Below are 25,556 nucleotides of genomic sequence, written 5' to 3' on the forward strand. Positions count from 1 at the left end.
GGGACGGGTATGCTCCGCCGCCCATGAGCGAGAAGCGCAAGGAAGCCCGAGGCAAGGCCGGTACGTACTTCGTCACCGGCTACCCGGGTTTCATCGGCAAACGGCTGATCGAGCACATCGTCCGCGAGGAGCCCAAGGCCCACGTCTATGCCCTGGTGCAGCCCAAGCACCTCAAGGAGGCGCAGAAGCTCGCCTCGCGGCTGCAGGGCACCGGGGCCACGTTGGAGCTGCTCACCGGCGACATCGTGGACATGCACCTGGGCCTGTCCGGCGAGGAGTACCAGCGGCTGTGCGAGCGGGTGACGCACATCTACCACCTGGCCGCCGTCTTCTACATGGGCGTGCCCAAGGAGACGGCCTGGCGCATCAACGTGGACGGCACGCGCAACGTGCTGGAGCTGGCGCGCGACTGCGAGCACCTCAAGCGCTTCAACCACTTCTCCTCCTGCCACGTCTCCGGTGACCGGGTGGGCGTCATCGCCGAGGACGAGCTGGACTGCGGCCAGGACTTCCGCAACGTCTACGAGGAGACGAAGTTCCAGGCGGAGAAGCTCGTCCAGCGCGCCGCCACCACCCTGCCCACCACCATCTTCCGGCCGTGCAGCGTGGTGGGGGACTCGCGCACGGGGGAGATCGACCGCTTCGAGGGCCCCTACTACCTGGGCATCCTCCTGGTGACGAGCCCGCTGGTGGTGCCGCTGCCCCTGCCCGGCAACGGCGTGGCCCCGCTCAACGTGGTGCCGGTGGACTACGTGGTGAATGCCGTCTGGGCGCTGTCGCACGACGAGCGCGCCGTGGGCCGCACCTTCCACCTGGTGGACCCCAACCCGATGAGCGCCCGCCGCGTCTACGAGCTCATCGCCGAGAAGGCCAACAAGAAGCTGCCCCGCTTCAACCTCTCGGCCCGCGCCGCGGACGTGATGATGCGCCTGCCCGTGCTGGAGAAGCTGGCCCGCCCCCAGCGCGCCGCCCTCAGCTACGTCAACCACCTGGCCATCTACAACTGCCACAACACCCTGGAGCTGCTGGACGGCACCGGCATCCGCTGCCCTCCCCTCTCCTCGTACCTCGACCAGCTAGTGGCCTACGTGCGCGAGCAGTACCGCCAGCGCCGCGAGCAGGCCTCCGAGGTGGAGGATCCCCTGGACCGCAACCCCGCCCCCGCCGTGGATGAAGATACGGGCAACCAGGCCCGTCGGAGCCGTTAGCCATGCCATACCCCCTCTCCCGCTTCTTGTTCCTTCCCCTCGCCGCCGTGCTCGGCACCGGCTGCATGGTGATCGACGGTCCGGATACGCAAGACGATCCGTGCGATCCCAACCCCTGCACCCAGGGCGACAAGACCTGGTGCGTCAACGAGGAGGGCAACGCGCGCTGTCTGTGCAAGCAGGGCACCGTGCTGCGGCCCAGCGGCGCGTGCGAGGCCATCACCGCCCTCAACTGCCCCGAGCACACCGGCGACACCTCCGAGCCGGATGACTGCCTGTCGCGCGCCGTCACGCTCTCCGCCGACACCTCCACGCAGCGCCAGCAGAGCATCGAGCCGGTGGGCGACTACGACTTCTTCCGCGTCGACGGCAAGCTGCGCACCGTCTACAGCGTCACCGTGGAGCCCGGCGCTGGCGCGCTCATGCCGCGCGTGGACGTCTTCGATCAGGGCGGCCAGTGGCTCACCTCGCAGGACGGCCGCCCCAAGGCCCAGGTGGGCTTCAAGGCCCGCGCCACCGCGCCCTACTACGTGCGCGTGAGCCACTCGCCCTTTGATCCGTCCGCGGGCACCGGCCAGTACGCCCTCACCCTCACCCCCGTGGGCGAGGATCTGCACGGCGACAGCTCCACCGAGGCCACCACCATCGTCCCGGACGTGGGCGGCACCAGCACGCCGACCAACCGCTCCGGACGGCTCGAGTACGCGCAGGACGAGGACTGGTTCGCCGTCTCCGTCACCCAGGGCGTCACGTACCGGATCGAGTTCAACACCGACCGCGTCGTGCCCGCGCTGGCCGGCTTCACCCGCGAGGACGTGAAGAACCCCTTCGCCACCTGGCGCAACTCGTTCGTGGAGATCCGCGCGGCCACCACCACCACGCTCTACCTCGTCATGTACCCGGACGAGGGCGAGACGGGCAGCTACGAGTTCCGCGTGTTCCGCTACAACTAGCTAGCGGATGGCGATGATGTCCTGGTCCAGCAACCGGGCCAGGACGCGCAGCGTGTCCAGCCGGGACATGCCGGAGACGGAGAAGAGGGCCTCGAAGCTGAGGCTCCCGTCGATGCGCGACAGCAGGAAGCCCGCGCGCGGATCCAGGCTGAGCTTCATCAGCTCCGCCATGCGCAGCTTGAGCGTGGGCACCCGCTTCAGGTCTCCCAGCTTCGCCTCCAGCGAGGCCTGCAGCCCGCGCACGCAGCGCTCGCGAGCCGACGTCAGCCTCGCGTCACCCGGCGCCAGCTGCTCGGCCTTGTGCAGCAGCTCCATGGCGCTCGTCACGTCCCCGAGCGCGAGCAGATCCTCCACTCCCACCAGCAGCGTGGGCACGCCCTGCGGGCGAGGGGCCACCTGGGCCACGGGCACGGGCGCGGGCGTGAGGGGCCGGGGAGCCACGGGCGCGGGCGTGACGGCGCGGGCCGCCACCGGCGCGGGCGCGACGGGCCGGGCCGCCACCGGCGCGGGCGCGACAGGCCGGGCCGCCACCGGCGCGACAGGCCGGGCCGCAACAGGCGCGGGCGCGACAGGCCGGGCCGCCACGGGCGCGGGCGCCTTGGGAGGCTCGGGCTCGGAGAGGAAGGCCAGCACGTCGGCGGTGATGTGGCGGCCCGATGCGGCGGCCTCGGGGGCCACCTCCTCCTCGTCCAGCAGGACGACGCTCACCTCCAGCGCGGACTGCGCGTCCAGCGGGGGCACGGACGTCAGGGACATGGGCCGCACGGCCGGCGGCGGGGCTCCCGTGACCGGGGCGGCAGCACGCACGCCCTCCCCCTTCGTGAGCCACTCCCGGGCCCGGCGGTTGTCGGGATCATGCGCCAGGGCACGCACGAACAGGCTCCGGGCGCCCGCGGCGTCCCCGCCCAGGTGCAGCCAGAGGCCCGCTTCGATGAGCTGGTTGGCCCGGAGGACATCGTGGCCCGGATCGGTACCGGAGACTTGAGGCGCGATCATCGGGAATCTCCAGAACGGAGCCCTTACGGGGGAACCCAGGAATCCGTCACAACTTGCGGAAATCCTAGGCTCTACCCCCTATCGCGTCAAACGCCATCGGCGGATTTTTGCAGAACGAAGGTACTGCTTCGTTCGTCGAAAAACCTCTCGAATTTCGGGAAATGCACTCTCGGTACACGAGAGTGCACTCCCGGACGGAGCGCGGCGGGCGATCAGGACTTGAGGGCGCGCTCGAGGATGCGCACGCCCTGGTCCAGGTCGTCGTTGGCGACGGTGTAGGCCGGGGCGAAGCGGATCGTCTTCTCGCCGGCGGCGTTGACGAGCAGGCCCAGCTCGCGGCACTTCGCGATGTAGGGCGCGGCGTCCTGGAAGAGCTCCACGCCCACCAGCAGGCCCAGGCCGCGGGCCTCCTTGACGAGGGTGGGCAGGCGGCCCTGGAGCTCGCGCAGGCGCGAGAGGAAGTACTCGCCCTTCTGCGTCACGTCGCGGAGCATCTGCGGCTCGGTCACCTTGCGCACGACGACGTTGGCGGCGACGGCGGCGATCGGGTTGCCACCGAAGGTGGAGCCGTGGGTGCCTGGCACCAGGCTCTTGCCGGCCTCCTCGGTGCACAGCATGGCGCCGATGGGCAGGCCGTTGCCGAGCGACTTGGCCAGGCTGATGCCGTCCGGGAGGATGCCCTCGTGCTGGTAGGCGAAGGGCTTGCCGGTGCGGCCCATGCCGGTCTGGATCTCATCCACCAGCAGCAGCAGGCCCTTCTCGTCGCACAGGGCGCGCAGGGCCTTGAGGAAGCCCTCGGGCGCGCGGCGCACGCCCCCCTCGCCCTGGATGGGCTCCACGAGGATGGCCGCGGTGTGCGGGCCCACCGCCTTGCGCACGGCCTCCAGGTCTCCGTAGGGCACGTGGGTGAAGCCGGCGGGCAGCGGCTCGAAGCCCTTCTGGTACTTCGTCTGGCCGGTGGCGGTGACGGTGGCCAGGGTGCGCCCGTGGAAGGAGTTCTCGAAGGTGATGACCTCGTAGCGGTCCGCGTTGCCCCGGTCCTTCTGGACCTTGCGGGCCAGCTTGAGGAGGGCCTCGTTGGCCTCCGCGCCCGAGTTGCAGAAGAAGGCGCGCTGCAGGCCCGAGGCGGCGGTGAGCCGGCCGGCCAGCTCGATCTGCGGCTCCGAGTAGAAGACGTTGGAGACGTGCCAGAGCTTCTCGAGCTGGGCCTTCACCGCGACCACCACCTCCGGGTGGCAGTGGCCGAGCCCGCACGTGGCGATACCGCCGAGCAGATCCAGGTACTCGCGGCCATCCGCGTCCCACACGCGCGAGCCCAACCCGCGCTCGAGCACGATGGGCTGCTGCTTGTAGTTCTGCAGCAGGTGGGCCTTGGCCTTGTCCATCCACTGCTCGTTGTTGCCAGTGGTGGTGGGCTGCGGGGCGGCGGCGTCGGTCTTGGGGGTTCTCATAGGCGTGGTGAGAGGCACGTGGACTCCCGGGTGTGACTAGAGGATGTAGCGCGACAAGTCCTCGTCCTGGACCACGGAGGCGAGGCGCTCGCGCACGTAGGCGGCGTCTATTTGAAGATCCTTCGGTCCCTGCTCGCTCGCATGGAAGGATACATCGTCGAGCAGGCGCTCCAGAACCGTGTGCAGCCGCCGCGCGCCGATGTTCTCGGTGCGCTCGTTGACGGCCTGCGCAATGCGGGCCAGCTCCAGAATGGCGTCATCGGAAAAATCCAGACGCACGCCCTCGGTGGCCAGCAGCGCGGTGTACTGGCGGATGAGCGAGTTGCGCGGCTCGCGCAGGATGCGGACGAGGTCCTCGCCGCTGAGCGGATCCAGCTCCACGCGGATGGGGAAGCGGCCCTGGAGCTCGGGGATGAGATCGCTGGGCTTGGAGACGTGGAAGGCGCCCGCGGCGATGAAGAGCATGTGGTCCGTCTTCACCTGGCCGTACTTGGTGTTGACGGTGGAGCCTTCGACGATGGGGAGGATGTCGCGCTGGACGCCCTCGCGGGACACGTCCGGGCCGGAGCCCTTCCCCGCGCCCTCGCGGCTGGCGATCTTGTCGATCTCGTCGATGAAGATGATGCCGCCGGTCTCGGCGCGCACGAGCGCCTCGCGGTTGACGCGATCCGTGTCCACCAGCCGGGCGGCCTCCTCCTGCTCCATCAGCTTGAGGGCCTCGGGGGCGCGCACCTTGCGCCGGCGCGAGCGGTTCATGCCGGGCATGTTCTTGAAGAGATCCTGCAGGTTGACGCCGATCTCCTCCATGCCCTGGCCGGAGAAGTTGCGCATGAAGGTGGGGGAGCCGCTGTCGGAGAGCTCCACCTCCACCTCCTGGTCATCGAGCGTGCCGGCGCGCAGCTGGGCGCGCAGCTTCTCGCGCTCCATGTCCCCGAGCCGGGGCGCGGCGGGCGTGGGCGGAGGCGCCATGAAGCCCATGCCGCCGGAGGGACGCGAGGGCGCGTTGCCGGAGAGCAACTGGGCCAGCCGATCCTCGGCGAGCTCGATGGCGCGCGCGCGCACCTTCTCCATCTCCTCGTCGCGCACGAGCGCGATGGCGGCCTCGACGAGGTCGCGCACCATGGACTCGACGTCGCGGCCCACGTAGCCGACCTCGGTGAACTTGGAGGCCTCCACCTTGACGAAGGGGGCCTGGGCGAGCTTCGCCAGCCGGCGGGCGATCTCCGTCTTCCCCACGCCGGTGGGGCCGATCATGATGATGTTCTTGGGGTGGATCTCATCGCGCAGGTCCTCGGAGACCTGCTGGCGGCGCCAGCGGTTGCGCAGCGCGATGGCCACCGCGCGCTTGGCGGCGTTCTGCCCGACGATGTAGCGGTCCAGCTCGCCCACCACCTCGCGAGGGGTGAAGGCGGGGATCTTGCGTGCGTTGCTCACGGTGATGCCCCCTCAGAGCTCTTCGATGGTGATGTTGGAGTTGGTGTAGACGCAGATGTCCGAGGCGATCTGCATGGCATGGGTGGCCACGTCGCGGGCGGGCAGCTGGGTGTGCGTCATGAGCGCGCGGGCGGCGGCGAGCGCGTAGGAGCCCCCGCTGCCCACGGCGGCGATGCCGAAGTCGGGCTCGATGACGTCGCCGGCGCCGGAGAGGATGAAGGTCTTCTCGCGGTCGGCCACGATGAGCAGGGCCTCCAGGCGGCGCAGGAAGCGATCGGTCCGCCAGTCCTTCCCGAGCTCGACGCAGGCGCGGGCGAGGTTCTTCTGGTGCTCCTTGAGGCGGGCCTCGAAGCGCTCGAAGAGGGTGAAGGCGTCGGCGGTGCTGCCCGCGAAGCCAGCGAGGACGGAGCCATCGCCGATGCGGCGGACCTTCTTCGCGGTGTTCTTCATGATGGTCTTGTCGAGACTGACCTGACCGTCACCCGCGATGACGACCTTTGCCTCGCGGCGAACGCAGAGGATGGTGGTGCCGTGGAACATGCCTGGGGGTTTAACAAGGGGACGCGGGCGTTTCCACGATTCCCCGAGCGGCTGTTCGCCCCTTCACCCTCCCCGGCAGTAGCTCCGCGCAGCGCTGGTGGCCATCCGCCTCAACCCTGGGCCCGTGGCACCCTCACCCCGTCCCTCTCCCGAGGGGAGAGGGGAAATCAGGCGCGAGGGGAAATCAGGCCCTCGGGTGCGCGGCGTCGTAGACCTGCTGGAGCTGCTCCCAGCTCACGTGCGTGTACCGCTGCGTCGTGGACAGGCTCGCGTGGCCCAGCAGCTCCTGGATGCTCCGGATGTCCGCCCCTCCGCCCAGCAGGTGCGTCGCGAACGAGTGGCGCAGCGCGTGCGGGCTCACCTTGCGCTGCAACGCGCACTGCACCACGTACGTGTCCAGGTGCCTCCCGATGCTCCGCGGCGTCAGCCGGCCTCCCCGGTAGTTGAGGAACACCGCCTCGTCGTCCTGCCCCTCGCGCTCCACCGCGAGCAGCTCGCCCCGCCGCGCCAGGTACGCCTCCAGCGCACGGATGGCCTGCGCGTTCACCGGGCACAGCCGCTCCTTGCTGCCCTTGCCCATCACCCGGATGATCCGCCCGCTCCGGTCCACGTCCAGCAGGTTCAGCCCGCACAGCTCGCTGATGCGCAGGCCTCCGCCATAGAGAATCTCGAGAATCGCCCGGTCCCTCAGCCCCAGCACCGTCTTCTGCGACGGCATGTCGAGGATCGCGAACAGCTCGTCCACCGGCAGCACCTTGGGCAGGCTCTTGGGCAGCTTCGGGCTCTTCACCAGCTTCGCCGGGCTGCCCGGCAGCAGCTTCTGCCTCACCAGGTACTTGTAGAAGCTCTTGATGCTCGCCAGCCGCCTCGCGCGGCTCGTCGCCGCGTGCTCCACCGCCAGCGTGCCCAGGTACCCCCGGATGGCCGCGTGCGAGGCCGCCAGCAGCGACAGCTTCATCCGCTCGACCAGGTAGCGCTCGAAGTCCACCAGGTCGATCATGTAGTTGCGCACGGTGTGCGGGCTCGCGCCCTTCTCGTGCTCAAGGTGGACGCGGAACTTCTCCAGCAGCGGCGACAGCTCAGCGGTGCTCATGGGCGGCCCCAGCGTAGACCCAACCGGGCCGCCCGCAAGCTTCTCACGGCTGGGCGGGCGCCACGTACACGCCGGCGTTCGCGCCCTTCAGCACGTACACCGCCAGCGAGTCATTCTGGCCCGCGAAGTACGCCGGCAGTTGCGCGCCCTGATCGAGCGTCTTCCGCGCCTGCGTCTTCACGTCATAGACGGCCACGTCGAACGTGTCCGAGTCCATCCGCGCCGAGGTGGCGAGAATCCGGTTGCCATCGTCGGACAGCTTGTAGCTGTAGATGCCCTGCAGCCACGTCTGCGGCTGGGCCTGCTCCTCCCGGGGCAGCGGCAGCGCCTTGAAGTCGCAGGCGCGGCCCTCGCGGATGCAGCCGGCACGGAACACCAGCGCCCCCGGGGCGAAGCCGTAGCCGAACACGCCCGGGTGAGCCTTCTCCGCCTTCTCCGCGCCCACCTGGTACAGCATCAGGTCCACCGAGTAGACGGGCTTGAGGAAGCGCGAGAGGAAGGCCACGTACTTGCCGTCCTTGCCCCACGTGAAGTTGGGCACGCGGCTGCCCACCAGCTTCGGCTCCCCGTCCGGCAGGGCCACCACGCCCATCAGCCCCGCCCCCGCCGTCAGGTCGTACTTCGCCAGGAAGCCCAGCGCCTGCGAGTCCGGCGAGAAGGCCAGTTCCTTCACGCGCTCGCCCACCTTGCGCCCCGGCTCGCCCGAGGCCGGGCCCACGTACAGGTCTCCCGGCACCTCCGGCTTGCCCCCGTCGTTGCGCGCCAGCCACTTCGCGTCCGGCGAGAAGGCGAACGCCGTCGTCCCCGAGGCCACCTTCCGGCCCTTCAGCTCCGGCAGGTCCGCCAGGAACAGGTCATACATCCCCGACATCGCGGGGGTGCGCACCTGGTACGCCACGCGCTTGGAGTCCGGCGACAGCACGTAGTCGCCCACCTGGTCCGCCAGCTTCACCGGCTCGGTCTGCTTGCCCGCGGCCTCCTCCACCGGCACCGCCAGCAGCCCGCCCGCCGCCGCCAGCCGCCGCTTGAAGAACAGCATCGAGCCGTCCGGCGAGAACTCCGCCGTGGACACCTCGCCTCCCACCTGGCGGAAGGGCCCCGAGGGCAGCGGCCCCAGCTTCAGCACCCCGCCGTCCACGAAGGCCAGCTTCTTGCCATCCGGGCTCGGCAAGAAGTACCCCACCGCGTCCCCCAGCTTCTGGGGCTCGGCGGTCGGGTCGCTCAGGGCCAGCACGTGCAGCGCCCCGGACTGGTTCGCCAGGTTGTAGCCGGTGAGGAACAGCACGTGCTTCGAGTCCGGGGTGAAGAGCATGCCCCCGGGCACGTTGGTCACCCCATCCCCCAGCTTGCGTGGCGTACCGCCCGTCACCGGCACCACGTACAGCGTGCCCAGCCGCATCTGCGGAGGAATCCCCTCCACCGTCGGCTTGCGCGTCTTCGTCAGGTACGTGGCGAACTGCCCATCCTCGGTGACGCGCAGGTCCTCCGCCGGGCCCTCGGCCAGCAGCACGCCCAGCCCGCCCACGGCCGCCGCGCTCCGGGCCTTCCCCTGCCCTCCTCCGCCGCCCTTGTCCTCGCCGCGCTTGCAGCCCACCAGCGCGAGCGCCAGCAGCGCCCCCGCCATCACGCTTCGTCGGTTCATGCGGTCCCCTGGTGCTCCTGCGCGGGCGGTACGCTCGGCAGCCACGTGGCCAGGTCCGCCCGGGCCCGCTCCGCGTAACGCGTCCGCTTGTCCGCCTTCTTCACCCGCCCCGGCAGCGGCGGGAACAGCCCGAAGATGACGTTCGAGGGCTGGTAGTCATAGTCCGGCGGGTGCGCCTCGCCCGTCACGTGACGGTAGAGCGAGCCCATCGCCGTCGTGGCCGGCGGCGGGACGAACTCGCCCCCCGTCAGCCGCGCGTACACCGCCAGCGCCGTCAGGTACCCGCACGCCGCCGACTCCACGTACCCCTCCACGCCCGTGATCTGCCCCGCGAAGAACAGCCGCGGCTCCGCCTTCAGCGACAAGTCCCGCCCCAGCAGCCTCGGCGAGTCGATGAACGTGTTGCGGTGGATCTGCCCCATCCGCAGGAACTCGGCGTTGGCCAGGCCCGGCACGCACGTGGTGAAGATGCGCTTCTGCTCGCCCCACGTCAGGCGCGTCTGGAAGCCCACCATGTTCCACGACGTGCCCGCCTTGTCCTCCATGCGCAGCTGCACCACCGCGTAGGGCTCCTGCCCCGTGCGTGGATCCATCAGCCCCACCGGCTTCATCGGCCCGTAGGCCAGCGTGTCATCGCCTCGATCGGCCATCACTTCAATCGGCAGACACCCTTCGAAGTACTTGGGTTCCTCGAAGCTGTGCGGCTGCAGCTTCTGGCCCGCCTTCACCTCGGCGATGAACCGGTAGTACTCCTCCTTGTTCATCGGCAGGTTGATGTAGTCGTCGCCCCCGCCCTTGCCGTAGCGGCTGGCGCGGAAGGCGATGTCCATGTCGATGGAGTCCCCCGCCAGGATGGGGGCGATGGAGTCGTAGAAGTAGAGCTTCTCCCCCACGTAGCGCTCGAGATCCTTCGTCAGCGCGTCCGAGGTGAGCGGCCCGGTGGCCACCACCACCACGCCCTCGGGCAGTTGGTCCACCTCGCCCGGCACCACCTCCACGCCCGGGGCCTCGCGCACCGAGCGCGTCACCGCCGCCGAGAAGGCGTCCCGCTCCACCGCCAGCGCGTCCCCGGCCGGCACCCGGTGCGTGTCCGCGCACCCCAGGATCACCGACGAGAGCGTCCGCAGCTCCGCGTGCAGCAGGCCGATGGCGCTCTCCGGGTTGTCCGAGCGCAACGAGTTGGAGCACACCAGCTCCGCGAACTGGTCCGTCTTGTGCGCGGGCGAGCGCCGCTGCGGCTTCATCTCCCGCAACGTCACCGGCACCCCGCGCCGCGCCAGCTGCCAGGCACACTCGCTGCCCGCCAGGCCGCCGCCAATCACCGTCACCCGCTGAAGCTTCACGTCCCGACTCCCTCTCTCCACGGGCCAGTTTCGGCCCGTCCGCCAACTGTTAGCAGGAGCCCCTCCCCCTGTCCCACCCTTCCGCTCCTGGATGTCCACCCCCCGGATGACGGGCTCCTGCCCGCCTGCCCCCTCCTCGGCCATCCGACAAGTAGGGTTCCTAGAAACAGTTTCCCTACCTGCCCAGGGCTCCTAGGTTTTCCCCGTTCATCGCGCGGGAAATCGGGCCGGGCGACGCAGTGCACCATTGACGGAGCGACAGGCCATGAAGCGAACCAACGACCTTCTGAAGATCCGCGAGCTACTGCAGCGCCGCCGCCGGGACATCCTGATGGCCAACCAGGGGGCGCAGCGCGAGCTGTCGTCGCTCAAGGACCAGGATCGCGATCCCGAGTACGAGGAGAATGCCCAGGCGGAGCTGGCGGACTACACCCTCTCCAGCCTGATGGAGGCGCAGCGGCGCGAGGTGATGCTCATCGATGCCGCGCTGCGTCGCATGGACACGGGGGTGTTCGGCACCTGCGTGGACTGCGGCTACGACATCCCCATCGAGCGGCTGGAGGCGCTGCCCTTCGCCATCCGCTGCGAGGAGGACGCCACGCGCCACGAGCTGGAGGTGCGCGGCGGCCACCAGGCGACGCCGACCATCTAGCGCTCGTCAGGTGCACGGGCCGCGGGGGGCCACCGGGAGACCGGGTGGCCCTACTGCGGCTTGCCCTCGTCCTGGAGGACGACGAAGCGGTAGTTCTCCAGCTCGTTCTGCCCGGCGGTGTAGAGCACCGTGAGCAGCATGTCGTAGGGGATGGCCTTGTCCGCGATGATGGACAGCTCCCCGCTGAAGGGCGCCGCCGGGTTGCGCGCGGCGATGTACTTCAGCTTCTCCACTTCCTTCTTGAGCTGCGCGTCCAGGGGCATCACCACGCGGCCCTGGAGCGCCTCGGGAGGAATCTGCCCCTGGGCCAGCCGCAGCACTTCCTTCTCCCCCACGAGGATGTTCTTGGGGGTGACGGTGACGACGACGGTGTCCTTGGGCGTGGCGCGCGTGGAGGACACCGGCGGGCGCACGTCCTCGCTGGCCGTCATCGCCGCCGAGGACGAGGCGAAGGACTTCAGGAGGAACACCAGGAGGATGGTCATCATGTCCATCATCGCGGTGATGTTGAGCTCCTTGATCTCCCCGGCCGCCTCGCGCTCCTTGCGCTTCTTGCGCGCCAGGGCCTTGCGGTAGCGCAGCCGCTGCAGCCGCTCGTCTTCCGAGGGCACCTGCTGCGTCGTGTCGCCCGGGGCCGTCATCTACAGGGCTCCCAGGGTGACGTCCGGGAAGAGCACGCGGTGCGGCTTCTCACGCGTCTCGCGGATGGCGTCCATGGTCTGGATGAGCGTGTCGTAGGGGATCTCCGGATCCGCGGCGACGATGACCTTGGTCTCGGTGGGGAAGGCGCTCTTGATCTTCAGCATCTGCGCGTTGAGGGACGCGTAGTCATACGAGCCATCCGTCCCGAGCGGCACGGTGGGGGCGCCGTCCTGGCCGAGGATGGCGTTCTCGCTGTTGATGAAGTGCCCCTTCTTGCTGATGAGCACGCTGAGCACCAGGCGCGGCTGCTCCGGGTTGGCCTCGGGGGCCACCGTGGTGCTGGGGGCGCCGTAGCCCGGCGCGCTCACGTTGACGATGCCGAAGGCCGCCAGCCCGTTGATGGACAGCAGCATGAACAGGATGAGGTTCATGAGGATGTCGAGGTACGGGACGATGTTGAGCTCGCCCGTCTCCTCGTCCTCACGCGGCTTGAGCTTCCGCCTGGAGTAGTAGAACGCCATTGGCGCCTCAGGCGGCCCGGGCCTCGTCGATCTGCGTCTCGCCGGCGGCCTTGCGCGCCAGCAGGTTCTCCAGCTTGAGCGCGTAGAGCTCCATCGTCTCCACCATGCTCTTGGCGTACGAGGTGAGGAAGAGGTGGAAGATGATGCACAGCACCGCGATGGAGAGCGCGAAGGCGGTGTTGTTCATCGCCTTGGAGATACCATCTGAGAGCAGCGCCTGCTTCTGCTCGGCGGGCACGTTGCCGAGCGCCTGGAACGTCCCGATCAGCCCGAAGATGGTGCCGACGAGCCCCACCAGCGTGGCGATGTTGGCGAGCGACCACAGCCAGGGGATGCGGGCGCCCACGTGGGGGCTGTTCTCCACCAGCGCCTCCTCCACGGCCTTGGCGACCTCGATTTCTCCGCGGTTGGCGCGGGTGAGGCCGGCGCGGATGATCTTGGCCAGGGGCGAGTGGGGAGCGGCGGCGCACAGCTTCACGGCGCGGTCCACGTTGCCGGTCATCACCAGCTTCGTCACCTGCTCCATGAAGGGGGGCGCGTTGAGGTTGTAGCGGAACATCAGCGTGACAATCCGCTCCAGGGCCACCGCGAGCGCGGCGGCCAGCCAGAACAGATTGACGAACATGAACGGACCGCCATCCTTGAAGAACTTGATGGTGGAGTCCACGACGCCGAGCTTGGCCGGCGCTGCCTTCACGGCCTCCGCCGCGGCCGGGACCTGGGTGAGCACCACGTCCAGCAGCTCGCTCATCATCGGAATCATCGTGAGGAGGGTCCTTTCGACTGGAACTTCTAGAGGACCCTCCTCGGAGGTGTCAAGCCAGGGGCAGGCCATGCCCCTGAAATCCTTGGACTTTCAGCCTCTCAAGCGGCCGAGGAGGCGTCAGTGCCAGCGGGAGCGGGCGTGGCGGCGGCCGCCGCGGCGGCGGCCTCCGGCTCGACGATCTGCCGACGGTAGTCGCACTCCTTGTTGGGGCAGGCGATGAAGGGGCCGTCCCGCTTGGAGTACTTCTGCACCAGGTAGGGCGCCTGGCAGCTGGGGCACGCCTCCGGCAGCGGCCTGTCCCACGCGGCGAACTTGCAGTCCGGGTAGCGGTTGCAGCCGAAGAAGATCTTCCCGAAGCGGCTGCGGCGCTCGGTGAGGTAGCCCTGCTTGCAGTCCGGGCAGTTCACCCCGATGGAGATGGGCTTGGACGTCTTGCACTCGGGGTAGCCCGAGCACGCGAGGAACTTCCCGAAGCGGCCGCGCTTCACCACCATGTTCTTGCCGCAGTTCTCGCACTTCTCGTCCGTCGTCTCCTCCTCGATGATGACGATCTTCCCCTCGGCGTCGCGCTTGAAGTCCTTGGTGTTCTTGCACTCGGGGTAGTTCGAGCACGCGAGGAAGTGGCCCATCTTCCCCCACTTGATCACCATGACGTTGCCGCACTTCTCGCACGCCACGTCGGTCTTGATCTCCTCGCGCTTGACGTCGCGCATCTCCGCTTCGGCCTTCTCGAGCGTCTCCTTGAAGGGCGCGTAGAAGTCCTGCAGCACGGCCTTCCAGTTGGCCTCGCCCTCGGAGATCTGATCCAGCTTCTCCTCCATGCTGGCGGTGAAGGCGGCGTCCAGCTCGTGGGGGAAGTGCTTGACGAGCAGCTCGTTGCAGATGACGCCCAGGTCCGTGGGACGGAAACGGCCCTCGATCTTCTCCACGTACTTCTTGTCCTGGATGGTGGAGAGGATGGCGGCGTAGGTGGACGGACGGCCGATGCCCCGCTCCTCGAGCTCCTTGACCAGGGTGGCTTCGGAGAAGCGCGGAGGCGGCTGGGTGAAGTGCTGCTCGTTGAGCAGCTTCTGCAGGGTGAGGACGTTGCCCTCGTCGAGCACGGGCAGTTCGCCCACACCGTCGTCGTCGGAGTCCTCGCCAGCGGCGCGCGCCTTCTCCTGGGCGGCCTCCTCCTCGGGGGTGAGGGTGGCGCCGTAGACGGCCAGGTAGCCCGGGAACTTCAGCGTGGAGCCCGAGGCGCGGAACGTGGCCCGGCCCGCGGTGATGTCCGCGCTCGTCTGGTCATACACGGCCGGCATCATCTGGCACGCCACGAAGCGGTTCCAGATGAGCTCGTAGAGGCGGAACATGTCCGCGGCCATGTCGTCGTTCATCGCGTCGAAGTGCGCCTTCACCTTCGAGGGCGGGTACTCGAGCGACGTGGGGCGGATGGCCTCGTGGGCGTCCTGGGCGCCCTTCTTGGTGCGGTACACCACCGGGGCCTCGGGCAGGTAGTCCGCGCCGTAGGTGGTGCCGATGAAGTCGCGCACCCCCGCCACCGCCTGATCCGACAGACGGGTGGAGTCCGTACGCATGTACGTGATGAGCGCCGTCTGGCCCTCCTCACCGCCGAGCATCACGCCCTCGTAGAGCCGCTGGGCGAGCGCCATCGTCTTCTTGGCGGTGAAGTGCAGCCGGTTGGCGGCCTCCTGCTGCAGCTTGGAGGTGATGAACGGAGCGGGCGCGTTGCGGCGCCGCTCGCGCTTGTCCACCTTGGACACCACGAAGGAGGCGTTCTGGAGCTCCGCCACCAGCGCATCGGTGGTGGCCTTGTCCTTCAGCTCCACCTTCTTGCCGTCCACCCGGGACAGCTTCGTCTTGAAGGTCGGAGGCCCGGAGGGCCCCTGGAGGAGCGCGTCCAGCGTCCAGTATTCCTGCGGCACGAAGGCCTTGATGGCGTCCTCGCGCTCGCAGACGAGGCGCACGGCCACCGACTGCACGCGGCCCGCGGACAGGCCCCGGCGGACCTTCTTCCAGAGCAGCGGGGAGATCTGATAGCCCACCAGCCGGTCCAGAATCCGGCGCGTCTGCTGGGAGTCGTAGTTCTCCTGGCTGAGCTGGCGCGGATGCGCGATGGCCTCCTGGATGGCCGACTTGGTGATCTCGTTGAACATCACCCGGTAGGCGTCGTGGTGGCCGAGCTGCTGGTGGATGTGCCAGGCGATGGCCTCGCCCTCGCGGTCGGGGTCCGTGGCGAGGAAGACCTTGTCCACGCCCTGGGCGGCCTTCTTCAGCTCGTTGAGGACCTTCTCCTTGCCCTTGATGACCTCGTACTGGGGCTCGAAGTCGTGCTCGATGTCCACGCCCATCTTGCTCTTGGGCAGGTCGAGGATGTGGCCGACCGAGGCCTTCACCGTGTAGCCGGAGCCCAGGTACTTCTTGATGGTCTTCGCCTTGGCGGGCGACTCGACCACCACGAGGTAGTGCGGCCCCTTGCCCCGCCTGGGGGACTCCGTGGCCTCACCATCGGCGTCGGCCTCCACGGTGGGCAGCTCCCCGTCAGCGCCCTTGCGGCGCGCGGAGACCTTCTTGGCGGCGGTCTTCTTCTTGGCCGTCTTCTTCTTGGCGGCCGTCTTCTTGCGCGCCGCCGGCTTCTTGGCTGCCTTCTTGGGGGCCGCCGTCTCCTCGACCTCCAGCTCGCCCGCCGTTGCCGTCTTCTTCGTGCGCGTCGCCATGATTCTCCTCAAACCTTCTCGTACAGCCTTCCAGGATGCTGGATGACGAGCCCCGACAGCTCGAGCTCCACCAGGGCGCTGGTGAGCGCCGCGGGGGAGAGCCGGCTACCGGCCAGCACCTCATCAAATGACCTGGGAACCCTGTCCAACACCTGGTAGGCCCCCCTCGCTTCCTCCGAGAGCTCCTGCTGCCAAGACGAGCTCTCTCCTGGCGGGACCACCCGCTGGGGATGAAACCCCACGGCCCGCCAGACCTCCTGAACGGAGAGGCACGCCCGGGCATGACCATCCCGGATGAGCGCGTTGCAGCCAGCCGCCCCCTCGTTCATCACATCACCGGGCAGGGCCAGCACCGGCCGCCCCTGCGCTCGGCCCGCTTCCGCCGTGTAGAGGCTGCCCGAGGCGGCCCCCGCTCGGAGGATCAACACCGCATCCGACGCGCCAGCGATGAGCCGGTTGCGCCGGGGAAAAGTCGTCGTGCTCGCCCGGACCCCGGGCGGCAGCTCACTGAAGAACACTCCGCCCCGGGCCAGGAAGTGCGGCAGCAGCTTCGCCTGGGCCGGGTCCAGCTCGTCCAGCGCCGAGCCGAGGAAGGCCCACGTCTCGCCGCCCGCGTCCATCGCCCCCCAATGGCAGGCCCGGTCCACCCCGGCGGCGGCCCCGGAGACGATGCCCACCCCGCCCTCCGCCACCTGCCGGGCGAAGGTGCGCGCGTAGGGAAGGAATCCCTGGTCCGGGTGCCGGCTGCCCACCATGGCCACCCGGCGGCGCGGCGGACCCACCTCGCCCCGGTAGAAGAGCAGCGGAGGCGCGTCCTCCGTCCCGGCCAGGCGCGCCGGGTAGGCCGGCTCCCCCTGGAAGGCCACGCCCATGCCCACGGCCGCGCAGCGCTCCAGCACGCGGTCCGCCAGGGGGCCCAGCTCGGGCACCTCCAGCAGCCGGCGGCGCACCGGGACGGGCAGGGGTGTGCCTCCCACCCACTCCCTCACCGGACAGGCAACCAGGCGAGCAAGCTCCCCCTGCGTATAGGCACGCAGACGCTCCAGTGCCCTCGGGCCGAGCCCAGGGACTGCCCAGAGTGCCAGGAGCGCCCGCCGCTCCGCCATGTGCCTGTCCGTCGTGACGTCCACCATACCCGACCCCCTCCTGGGCCCACCTATATAGAAGATGGGTCCGACGGGATGGGGGCGGGACACATAAACACCGGACTGGCGATGGTCAAGCGGCACGTCCCCTGCAAGTGGGGAAGGCGGGGCGCTTTCAGCGCTGGGCGGTGGGCTGCCCGCCGACGCGCATCACCGCGCGATCCCCGGGCCCCACTTCCTGGATGGAGTACGTGAGGACGCAGTTGGAGGTGCGCTCCTTCACCTCGGTGACGAGGCACAGGGCGACGTTCTCCATGGGCAGCGCCGGCCCCTTCTTCTTCTTCTCGCCGGGCAGCTCCAGCTCCAGCACGCGCTGCTGGGTGGTGTCGCCCGGGCGGAGGATGGTGAAGGTGTTGCCCAGCTGGACGCCATCCGCGCTGCCCTTGTCGATGACCAGGAAGTGGTGCTCGGCGGTGAGGGTCAGGTACGGCACGAGCGCGGTGATGATGACGCCCTGGACCTCCTTCTCGTTGCGCCGCTGGACCACCGACTCCACCAGCCGCTCGCCGAAGGGGCCCACCAGGTCACCGCGCATCACGGCATCCCACGTGTCCATGATCTGCGCCTTGACGAAGTTGTCGCCCAGCGCCACCACCTTCAGGGTGCCGACGAACTCGGTGAGGTAGCCGGCCGGCTTGCCCGTCACCGGGTGCTTCACGGCCTCCCCGGTGTGGAAGATGACGTACCGGTCCCCGAGCTTCGCATCCGCCTTGCGCTTGAAGCGCACGTAGGCGACGTCCGGGAAGGACAGCATCTCCGCCCCGGTGGCGGCGCCCTCGATGCGGCCCGCCTCGTCCAGCTCGCGCGCGGTGACGAAGCCCTGCGTCATCACCGTGCGCGCCGCCTTGGGCTCGTAGGTGAGCTTTCCGATCGCCGTCACCGACTCCTCGCCGCTGGCGGGACCCATCTCGCTCTCGGCGCCCTCACCGGACTCGGCCACCATCTCCAGGGGGGCCGGGCCCAGGCCCGACTCCACCCGCGAGGGAACCTCCTCGCCCGCGGGGAAGAAGCGCACGTTATTGCCCGGGTAGATCCAGTGCGGGTTGGCGATCTCCGGGTTGTAGGACCAGACCTTGGGCCAGTACCAGGGGCTGCCCAGGTACTTCTGCGACAAGTCCCACAGCGTGTCGCCGCGCTCCACGGTGTGGACCTCGCCGGGCGCGGACTCACGGCCGCCCTGGCCCGGGGGAATGGCGATCTGGCCGGACCGGGGCCGGGCGGGCTGATCGTCGACCACCTCGGACCCCTCGGTCTCTTCGCCCGCCCCGGGCTCCTGAGGATCCTCCGCGTCCTGCGCCCACACGGCGTGCGGCGCGAGAACGGTGGCGACAAGGAGCGAGGAGAAGATCCGCGAGCGCATCGGAAGACTTCCTTTCGGACAGCTAGTGCAGGGAGGCGAGCCGCTGCTCCGCCTGCGTGGCGGCGGCCGTTCCCGGGAACTGGGTGAGGATGCGGGTGTAGAGCGCCCGCGCGTCGTCTTTCTGATTGAGCCGCAGCCGGCACTCGGCCAGCCGCAGCATGCCATCCAGCACGGCATCGCCGGCCGGATAGCTCGCGATGAGCCGCTCGAAGGACTTCACCGCGGAGGGGTGATCCTTGAGCCCCATCTGCCCGAGCCCGCTGAAGTAGAGCGCGTTGTCCGCGCGGGGGTGGCGGGGGTGCTCCTCGGCGAAGGCCTGCAGGCGCGTCACCCCGCCCTCCACGTTGCCGGTGCGCAGCGCCGCCACCGCCTGCTCGAACTCGGCGTCCAGCACGGCGCTGTCCAGCTCCTCGCTCGGCTCGGACACCTGGGCCGCGGCGGGCGCGGCGTCCTCCTCGGGCGCGGAGCTGATGAACATCTCCATGTCATCGGGCGCGGGCTCGACCACCGCCACCCGGGTGGGCAGCGCGGGCGCGGGCTCGTTGCGCGGCTTGAGCTTCACCACCGCGAGCTCCGGCGTGCTGTAGCCGGACGAGGCCGCGGCGGCCGGTGGCGCGGAGGTGGAGCCCTCCCGGGCCGGCGCGGCGGCGACGGAGGCGCGCGACTGGCTCACGCTGGCGTGCAGCTCCACACGCTCCAGACGCTTCTCCAGACGCGCCTGGGTCTCGCGCATGGCGCGTACCTCGGCCTTCAGCTCCGCCAGCTCCGAGGACTGGGCGGAGCCGGTGGTGGCACAGGCGGTCAGCGCACACAGGGGCGCGATGGCGAAGAGTCGGCGAATGATGCGGTGCTCCAACGCGAGGCTTCAGGGGGATCCGTCCGGAAGGATAGGAAGGGGTGTCGGAGACCGTCAAGAAATCGGCCCGGACGCCGATCAGAACCGGTGGACGACGAAGTTGAGATGACGGCCAGTGCGGCCCGCGTCACGCCGGTGCGAGAAGAATCGGTCCGCATCACACGCGGTGCAGTGCGGGAGCAGATCAACGTGCGCCGCCTTCAGCCCCGCGCCCAGCAACGTATCACGCACGGCCCGTGCGAGATCCAAGCGCACGTCCGCTCCCTCGCGCAGCACCACCTCCGGCCCGAAGCCCGCGGTGAAGCGCTGGCCCAGGTCCTCGGAGACGACGTAGCAGCAGCGCTGGATGGAGGGGCCCACCGCCGCGAGCAGCCGCTCGGGCCGCGAGCCGCGGGCCACCAGCGACTCCACCGCCCGCGCCACGATGCGCGCCTCCGTCCCCCGCCACCCCGAGTGCACCGCCGCCACCCGCCGGCCCTCGGGATCCACCAGCAGCACCGGCACACAGTCCGCCGTTCCCACCGCCACCCAGTGCTCCGGCCGCTCCGTCCACAGCGCGTCCGCCTCGCCCTCCGGGGGCCGCAGCGCGCCCGTCCCCTCCCCCGCGCCCGCCTCCACCACCCGGTCTCCATGCACCTGCTTCACCGTGTGCAGCGCCTCGAGTGCCGCGCCCGCCATCACCGCCAGCCGCCGATGGTTCTCCTCCACCCGCTCTCGGAGGTCACCCTCCATGAAGCGCAGGTTGAGCGAGGCATAGGGTCCCTCCGACACGCCTCCGGCTCGGGTGGTGAAGCCATGGGGCACGGGGAGCAACGCGGACGTCACCAATGACGGAGGGTGTGCGGGCATGGGCGGCTTCTTATGGAGCTTCCGGTGCAATCACACTGTCGAATGATTTCCGACGGTGTCCGTTTGACAGTGTGCGTCAGCCGATCTGACAATCCGAGAAACTTACAGGGGCATTATGGCATTGGGTCTCGACACCGTCGGCAAGAAGCTCCTGTGGAGCGTTGCCCTGCCCGGTCTGCTCGCGGCCCTGCTCGGCGTAGGTTACTTCTGGCGTGAGGCGCAGATCGCCGCCCGGGACGCCACGCACGACGAGGCGATGGTGCTCGCGGAGTTCGTCGGCACCACCTTCCGGCTGCCCACGCCCGAGGGCCTCCCGCCCCACTTCCCCGTGTCCGAGCTGCTGCGGTCGGACGCCCGGCTGCTGCGCGCCACGGCGGAGCTCAACATCCTGGCCCCGGACGGCCGCATCCTCTGGTCCGTGAGCCCGCGCGAGGTGGGCACGCTCCACCCCGACGCCGAGCGCCTGACGGCCCCGGGGCCCCAATGGGCCCGCTCGGATGCCCACGCGACGGAGGTGCTCCGCTCGCTCGGCGAGAAGTCGTGCGAGGGGTGTCACCCGGGTGCCCAGGAGTCGCGCGTGGGCATGGTGCACCTGCGCGTGGCCGAGCCCGTGGTGCACCGCGAGCTCACCCATGCCCTCGGCGCCGCGCTGGGGGCCGTGCTGGTGCTGGGCACCATGCTGATCGTCGCCACCGGCACGTCCCTGCACTTCTTCCTCACCCGGCCCCTGCGCCGGCTGGCGGCCGCCATGCGCCGCGCCGAGGAGGGCGACTTCCTGGTGCGCGCCGAGATGCGCGGCACGGATGAGCTGTCCCGGCTCGGCGCGGCCTTCAACGCCATGCTGGCGCGCCTCACCTCCATGAAGGCCGAAGAGATCGACACCCACCGCGATCTCCAGGTGACGAAGTGGAAGCTGTCGCTCAAGGAGGAGCTGGAGGAGCGCATCGCCGAGCTGGCCCTGCTCTTCGACGTGGCGCGCTCGGTCAACTCCACCATCGAGCTGTCGGAGCTGCTCTCGCGCATCACCCAGCTGGTGCCCGAGCGGCTCCACATCCCGGACTTCTCCATCATGCTCGTCAACGCGGACGGGCTGCTGGAGGTGAAGAGCACCTTCCCGGAGCACCCGGAGCTGGAGGGGATGCTCGTGCAGCACGGCGAGGGCGCGAGCGGGCGCGCGGCGGAGCTGCGGCGCGTGGTGTACGTGCCGGACGTGAAGGACCCCTCGAGCGCCTTCGCCCGGCATGGGCTGCCACCCGGGCACGACAGGGGGGCGGTGCTGTGCATCCCCATGGTGCACATGGACTCGGTGCTGGGCGTGCTCAACTTCCGGCGCCCCGAGGTGGCCAGCTTCGCCCCCGAGGAGCTGGAGCTGCTCACCGCGGTGGCTGACCAGGCCGCCACGGCCGTGAAGAACGCCATGCTCCACGCCGAGGCGGTGAAGCTCACCATGACGGACCCCCTCACCGGGGTGCCCAACCGCCGTCACCTCTTCGCGCGGCTGGAGCTGGAGGTGGCCCGCGCGCAGCGCTTCGGCACGCCCGTGTCCATCCTCATGGTGGACATCGACCACTTCAAGAAGCTCAACGACGCCGCGGGGCACCGCGCCGGTGACGAGACGCTGCGCAAGGTGTGCGACGTGCTCCGCGCCCGCCTGCGCAAGGTGGACACGCTCGCGCGCTACGGCGGCGAGGAGTTCATGCTGGTGCTCTCCAACGTCTCCAAGGACGACGCCTTCGACGTGGCCGAGAAGCTGCGGCGCGCCGTGGTGGACGCCCCCCAGCTCGCCGCCCCCACCCAGCCCGGCGGCCACATCACCGTCTCCATCGGCGTGGCCACCATGCCCGTCGACTCCATCTCCCAGGACAGCCTGGTGGATTGCGCCGACGCCGCCCTCTACGCCAGCAAGCGCGCCGGACGGAACAGCGTCACCTCCTACACCCCCGGCATGGAGCTGCACCCCGGCCGCGAGCGCGGGCTCGCCCGCCCCAACGATCCCTCGGCCTCCTCCAACTCCTCCAACATCGCCAAGGCGTGAGCGCCCGGCCGGGCCCGCAGTGAAAAGGCCCGCGCCACTCGCTGGTGGCACGGGCCTGGACTCGGGAGCCTCGATACCCTCACCCCGACCCTCTCCCGAGGGGAGAGGGAGTGGGTCCTCGAGTGAGGAGCGGGATGAGGCTGGTGACTACGGGATGTGCAGGGCGCGCAGGTAGCGTCCGCTGCCCGGCACCTCCACGCGCAACAGCAGCGTGCTGCCCGCGGGCGCCTTGCGGATGATCTTCGCCAGCTCCTCCGCGTTGCGCACCGGCTTGCGATCCACCTCCACCACCACCATCCCCGGCGCCAGCTCCGCGCGCTCCGCCGGCGAGCCCGGCAGCACGTCCGTCACCAGCGCCCCCTGCTCCGAGCGCAGCCCCGTCCGCTCCACAATCCGCGGATCCACGTTGCTCAGCGACACGCCCACGCGCGCCTTGGAGGACTGCTCCGTGTCCTCGCCACGCCGCTGGCGCACGGCCACGCCCTCGCGATCCGGGCGCGTCCCCAGCTGCACCTTCAGCGCCTGCCGCTTGCCGTCCCGGAAGACGTCCAGCGTGGAGGTGCTGCCCGGCTTCTTCAGCGCCACCGTGCGCGTCAGCTGGCCTCCCGAGCCCACCTTCTGCCCGTCGATGGCCACGATGACGTCGTCCGCCCTCATCCCCGCCTTGCCCGCCGGCGAGCCGTCGTTCACCTGGGACACGATCGCGCCCTCGGTGACCGGCAGTTGCATCGCCTTGGCCAGGTCCTGCGTGAGATCCTGGATGCCGATGCCCAGCCACGCACGCGTCACCGCGCCGTCCTTCTCCAGCTGCGGCATGAGCGCCTTCACCAGGTTGCTCGGCACCGCGAAGCCGATGCCCGTGCCTCCGCCCACGATGGCGGTGTTGATGCCCACCACCTCGCCCTTGAGGTTGAAGAGCGGGCCACCCGAGTTGCCCGGGTTGATGGCCGCGTCCGTCTGCAGGAAGTCGTCATACGGGCCGGAGTGGATGTCGCGGGCGCGCGCCGAGAGGATGCCGCTGCTCACGCTCGAGGCCAGGCCGAACGGGTTGCCGATGGCCACCACCCAGTCACCCACGCGCAGCGCGTCCGAGTCCCCCAGCTTCACCGTCTGCAGGTTCTCCACCTTGCCCTTGAGCCGGATGACGGCCACGTCGGTGAGCGGGTCCGTCCCGACGATCTCCGCGTCGAAGCTGCGCCCGTCGTCCAGGCGCACGCGGATGGCCACCGCCCCCTCGACGACATGGTTGTTGGTCAACACCAGGCCCTTGGCATCCACGATGAAGCCCGAGCCCGCTCCCTGCCGGATGGGCTCGCGCCGCTGACCCCGGCCCCCGTCTCCGCCCCCGAAGAAGCGATCGAAGAAGGGATTCTCCCCCTGCCCGAGGCCCGAGGCCTTGGCCTGCACGTCCACGTTGACGACGGCCCCCTTCACGGACTCGACCAGCGGGGCCAGCGAAGGCAGCGCCTGCGCTTCCCGGGTGGCCGGCTGGAGAGGAGGAGCGGAAGGAGCCGCCGTCTGGGCATGCACCAGTACCGGCAGCGCTACGATGAGGGCACCCGTGAGGGCACGCCGCGAGGCATTCAGTCGCTTGATCATGGTCTCTCCCGAGATAAGACGGAAAGACGTCAAGGCAAGGCGGATCGGCCCTGCCCGCGCGACTGGGAAACACTGAAGCCCCCTTTCTCTTCCCGAGAATGGGAACAAGGGGTGTAGGCGCTACACCCTCAACCGCCCGGCGAGCGCCCCAGCCCCGTCACCCCGGGCGGTACACCCGGTAGTCGATCTCCGGGAAGAGGTTGTTCTTGCCCTCGATGTGGGCGAGCCAGCCCTCGTCGATACGCCCGTCGCGGATCTGATCGTGCAGGCGCTGGAACCGCAGGATGTGCTCCTGCGTGCGGCGCACGGCGTAGTCCACCATGGTCCCGGTCTTCATGATGAAGGCCCAGTCCGAGGCCTGGGCCAACAGGAGCTCGCGCGCGGCCTGATTGAGCGCCCGCCGCTGGAGCGTCGGGGCATCGGGATGGTCCTTCGCCAGGGCCACCATCTGGCGCGAGCAATGGTGGAGGTGGCGGTAGATCCAATCGTTGGAGCCATCCAGCCACATGTTCGCGTAGCCGCCCGCGCCCCAGGAGGACAGGGGCGGCGTGGCCACCTGGTTCTCCGGATGCTCGGCGAGGTCATCCGAGGGCGACACCAGTTGGAAGGTCTTCTGCTCCTGGGCCACCTTGCGGATGAGGGCCTCGAGGAACCACGGGCCCTCGAACCACCAGTGGCCGTAGAGCTCGGCGTCGTAGGGCGCCACCACCACCGGCTTGCGGCCCCCCATCTTCCCCGCGAGCCACTCGAACTGCTTCTCGCGGTTGAAGAGGAAGTTGCCCGCGTGGGTGGCGGCCCGCTCGCGCGCGACGTCCGGATCGTAGGGCTGCTTGTCCTGCGTCTTGCCGGTGATCCGGTAGTACTTGAAGCCCGTGTTCTTGCGATCCCCGGTGGGCTGGATGAAGGGCCGGATGTAGTCCAGGTCCAGGTCCCAGCCGATGTCCCGGTAGAACTCGCGGTAGACGGGGTCGCCCGGGTAGCCGTGCTGGGAGCTCCACACCTGCTGGCTGCTCTCGGGATCCCGCGCGTACGCGGCCACGCCCGCTTCCGTGTAGATGGGCGCGAAGGGGCCATGCAGCGGCCGCGGCGTGGCGTCCGTGAGCCCGTGCGTGTCCACGAAGAAGTAGCGGATGCGCTCGGCCGCCAGGTACTTCTCCACCCCTGGGAAGTAGCCACACTCGGCCAGCCAGATGCCCGGCGCGTCCCGGCCAAAGGTGAGCCGGTAGTGGTTGGCGGCCACGGTGATCTGCGCGCGCACCGCCTCGGGCGTCTGCTGCATCAGCGGCAGGAAGCCGTGCGTGGCGTTGCAGGTGATGATCTCCAGGTGCCCCGCGTCCTGCAGCCGGCGGAAGGCGCCCACCAGGTCCCGCTTGTAGCGCTCGCGGAAGGCACTGCGCAGCGTCTCGAAGTGGTCCCGGTAGAAGTGGGCCAGCCGGTTGAAGGTGGGATCGTTCTGGGTGCGGTGCACCTCGCGCGCGCCCAGCTCACAGAGCTGATCCAGCTTGCGCGCGTAGCGGCCCATGAGCAGCTCGTCGCGCAGCATGGTGACGAGCGTGGGCGTGAGCGTCATCGTCACCCGGTAGGGCACGCCCTCGTCCGCCAGCCGATCGAAGACGAGCAGCAGCGGCAGGTACGTCTCGGAGATGGCCTCGTAGAGCCAGTCCTCCTCGAGGAAGTCCTCGTACTCGGGGTGTCGGACGAACGGAAGGTGTGCGTGCAGGACGAGCGCGAGCGAGCCGATGCTCATGTCATTC

Annotated in this window: 21 protein-coding genes; 4 read left to right on the plus strand and 17 right to left on the minus strand. The window is 69.6% G+C overall.

Going from position 1 to position 25,556, the window contains the following annotated elements; all coding sequences use genetic code 11:
* The first annotated feature begins 23 nt into the window (after nucleotides 1-23).
* Nucleotides 24-1,208, plus strand: a complete 1,185-nt coding sequence (locus NR798_RS29980; RefSeq protein WP_375765932.1) for an SDR family oxidoreductase — start codon at nucleotides 24-26, stop codon at nucleotides 1,206-1,208.
* Between the two features lie 2 nt (nucleotides 1,209-1,210).
* Complete coding sequence (locus NR798_RS29985; protein WP_375765933.1) at nucleotides 1,211-2,161, plus strand: hypothetical protein; 951 nt, start codon at nucleotides 1,211-1,213, stop codon at nucleotides 2,159-2,161.
* On the opposite strand, the gene NR798_RS29990 is transcribed toward NR798_RS29985, so the two are convergent.
* The 7 genes from NR798_RS29990 to trmFO all read right to left on the minus strand — a co-directional run bounded on the left by NR798_RS29990 (nucleotide 2,162) and on the right by trmFO (nucleotide 10,660).
* Nucleotides 2,162-3,157 (minus strand): hypothetical protein, encoded by a 996-nt coding sequence (locus NR798_RS29990; RefSeq protein WP_375765934.1) that lies wholly within the window; start codon nucleotides 3,155-3,157, stop codon nucleotides 2,162-2,164.
* A 212-nt stretch (nucleotides 3,158-3,369) separates the two neighbouring features.
* Entirely contained in the window at nucleotides 3,370-4,608 is a 1,239-nt protein-coding gene (locus NR798_RS29995; protein WP_375765935.1) for an acetylornithine transaminase, read from the minus strand.
* A gap of 36 nt (nucleotides 4,609-4,644) precedes the next feature.
* Nucleotides 4,645-6,042, minus strand: coding sequence for an ATP-dependent protease ATPase subunit HslU (hslU, locus tag NR798_RS30000; protein ID WP_375765936.1), 1,398 nt, complete (start codon nucleotides 6,040-6,042; stop codon nucleotides 4,645-4,647).
* Between the two features lie 12 nt (nucleotides 6,043-6,054).
* Nucleotides 6,055-6,582 (minus strand): ATP-dependent protease subunit HslV, encoded by a 528-nt coding sequence (gene hslV / locus NR798_RS30005; RefSeq protein WP_375765937.1) that lies wholly within the window; start codon nucleotides 6,580-6,582, stop codon nucleotides 6,055-6,057.
* 184 nt (nucleotides 6,583-6,766) lie between these two features.
* A complete protein-coding gene (locus NR798_RS30010) occupies nucleotides 6,767-7,675 on the minus strand; it encodes a tyrosine recombinase XerC (RefSeq protein ID WP_375765938.1) in 909 nt (302 codons plus the stop codon).
* Nucleotides 7,676-7,718: 43 nt separating this feature from the next.
* A complete protein-coding gene (locus tag NR798_RS30015; RefSeq protein WP_375765939.1) occupies nucleotides 7,719-9,317 on the minus strand; it encodes a gliding motility protein in 1,599 nt (532 codons plus the stop codon).
* The gene (gene trmFO, locus NR798_RS30020; protein ID WP_375765940.1) at nucleotides 9,314-10,660 is read right to left on the minus strand and encodes a methylenetetrahydrofolate--tRNA-(uracil(54)-C(5))-methyltransferase (FADH(2)-oxidizing) TrmFO; all 1,347 of its coding nucleotides are present in this window, start codon (nucleotides 10,658-10,660) and stop codon (nucleotides 9,314-9,316) included. Before trmFO ends, NR798_RS30015 begins: the two co-directional genes overlap by 4 nt.
* Nucleotides 10,661-10,925: 265 nt before the next feature.
* Between trmFO and NR798_RS30025 the strand changes: the two genes are divergently transcribed.
* Entirely contained in the window at nucleotides 10,926-11,312 is a 387-nt protein-coding gene (locus NR798_RS30025; protein WP_375765941.1) for a TraR/DksA family transcriptional regulator, read from the plus strand.
* 50 nt (nucleotides 11,313-11,362) lie between these two features.
* Here the strand turns inward: NR798_RS30025 and NR798_RS30030 are convergent, their stop codons facing one another.
* From NR798_RS30030 to pgeF, 8 genes are all read right to left on the minus strand, one after another.
* Nucleotides 11,363-11,953: an ExbD/TolR family protein gene (locus NR798_RS30030; protein WP_375765942.1), complete on the minus strand. Its 591-nt coding sequence runs from the start codon at nucleotides 11,951-11,953 to the stop codon at nucleotides 11,363-11,365.
* The gene (locus NR798_RS30035) at nucleotides 11,954-12,475 is read right to left on the minus strand and encodes an ExbD/TolR family protein (RefSeq protein WP_375765943.1); all 522 of its coding nucleotides are present in this window, start codon (nucleotides 12,473-12,475) and stop codon (nucleotides 11,954-11,956) included. It lies immediately after the preceding gene.
* A gap of 7 nt (nucleotides 12,476-12,482) precedes the next feature.
* Nucleotides 12,483-13,238 (minus strand): MotA/TolQ/ExbB proton channel family protein, encoded by a 756-nt coding sequence (locus NR798_RS30040; protein ID WP_375765944.1) that lies wholly within the window; start codon nucleotides 13,236-13,238, stop codon nucleotides 12,483-12,485.
* A gap of 101 nt (nucleotides 13,239-13,339) precedes the next feature.
* Nucleotides 13,340-15,958, minus strand: coding sequence for a type I DNA topoisomerase (gene topA, locus NR798_RS30045; RefSeq protein ID WP_375765945.1), 2,619 nt, complete (start codon nucleotides 15,956-15,958; stop codon nucleotides 13,340-13,342).
* Between the two features lie 8 nt (nucleotides 15,959-15,966).
* Nucleotides 15,967-17,091 carry a DNA-processing protein DprA gene (locus NR798_RS30050; protein WP_375765946.1) on the minus strand — a complete coding sequence of 375 codons (1,125 nt, stop codon included), beginning with the start codon at nucleotides 17,089-17,091 and terminating at the stop codon, nucleotides 15,967-15,969.
* Between the two features lie 127 nt (nucleotides 17,092-17,218).
* On the minus strand, nucleotides 17,219-18,463 hold the full coding sequence (locus NR798_RS30055) for a LysM peptidoglycan-binding domain-containing protein (RefSeq protein WP_375765947.1): 1,245 nt from the start codon (nucleotides 18,461-18,463) through the stop codon (nucleotides 17,219-17,221).
* A 22-nt stretch (nucleotides 18,464-18,485) separates the two neighbouring features.
* The gene (locus NR798_RS30060) at nucleotides 18,486-19,319 is read right to left on the minus strand and encodes a tol-pal system YbgF family protein (RefSeq protein WP_375765948.1); all 834 of its coding nucleotides are present in this window, start codon (nucleotides 19,317-19,319) and stop codon (nucleotides 18,486-18,488) included.
* A 78-nt stretch (nucleotides 19,320-19,397) separates the two neighbouring features.
* On the minus strand, nucleotides 19,398-20,168 hold the full coding sequence (pgeF, locus tag NR798_RS30065) for a peptidoglycan editing factor PgeF (protein WP_375765949.1): 771 nt from the start codon (nucleotides 20,166-20,168) through the stop codon (nucleotides 19,398-19,400).
* A 115-nt stretch (nucleotides 20,169-20,283) separates the two neighbouring features.
* Between pgeF and NR798_RS30070 the strand changes: the two genes are divergently transcribed.
* Nucleotides 20,284-22,203 carry a diguanylate cyclase gene (locus NR798_RS30070; protein ID WP_375765950.1) on the plus strand — a complete coding sequence of 640 codons (1,920 nt, stop codon included), beginning with the start codon at nucleotides 20,284-20,286 and terminating at the stop codon, nucleotides 22,201-22,203.
* 147 nt (nucleotides 22,204-22,350) lie between these two features.
* On the opposite strand, the gene NR798_RS30075 is transcribed toward NR798_RS30070, so the two are convergent.
* Nucleotides 22,351-23,802, minus strand: coding sequence for a trypsin-like peptidase domain-containing protein (locus tag NR798_RS30075; protein ID WP_375765951.1), 1,452 nt, complete (start codon nucleotides 23,800-23,802; stop codon nucleotides 22,351-22,353).
* 157 nt (nucleotides 23,803-23,959) lie between these two features.
* Nucleotides 23,960-25,549, minus strand: a complete 1,590-nt coding sequence (locus NR798_RS30080) for a glycoside hydrolase family 57 protein (protein ID WP_375765952.1) — start codon at nucleotides 25,547-25,549, stop codon at nucleotides 23,960-23,962.
* Nucleotides 25,550-25,556: the final 7 nt, after the last annotated feature.

This window comes from Archangium gephyra (assembly GCF_042230915.1).
Lineage (GTDB): Bacteria > Myxococcota > Myxococcia > Myxococcales > Myxococcaceae > Archangium > Archangium gephyra_B.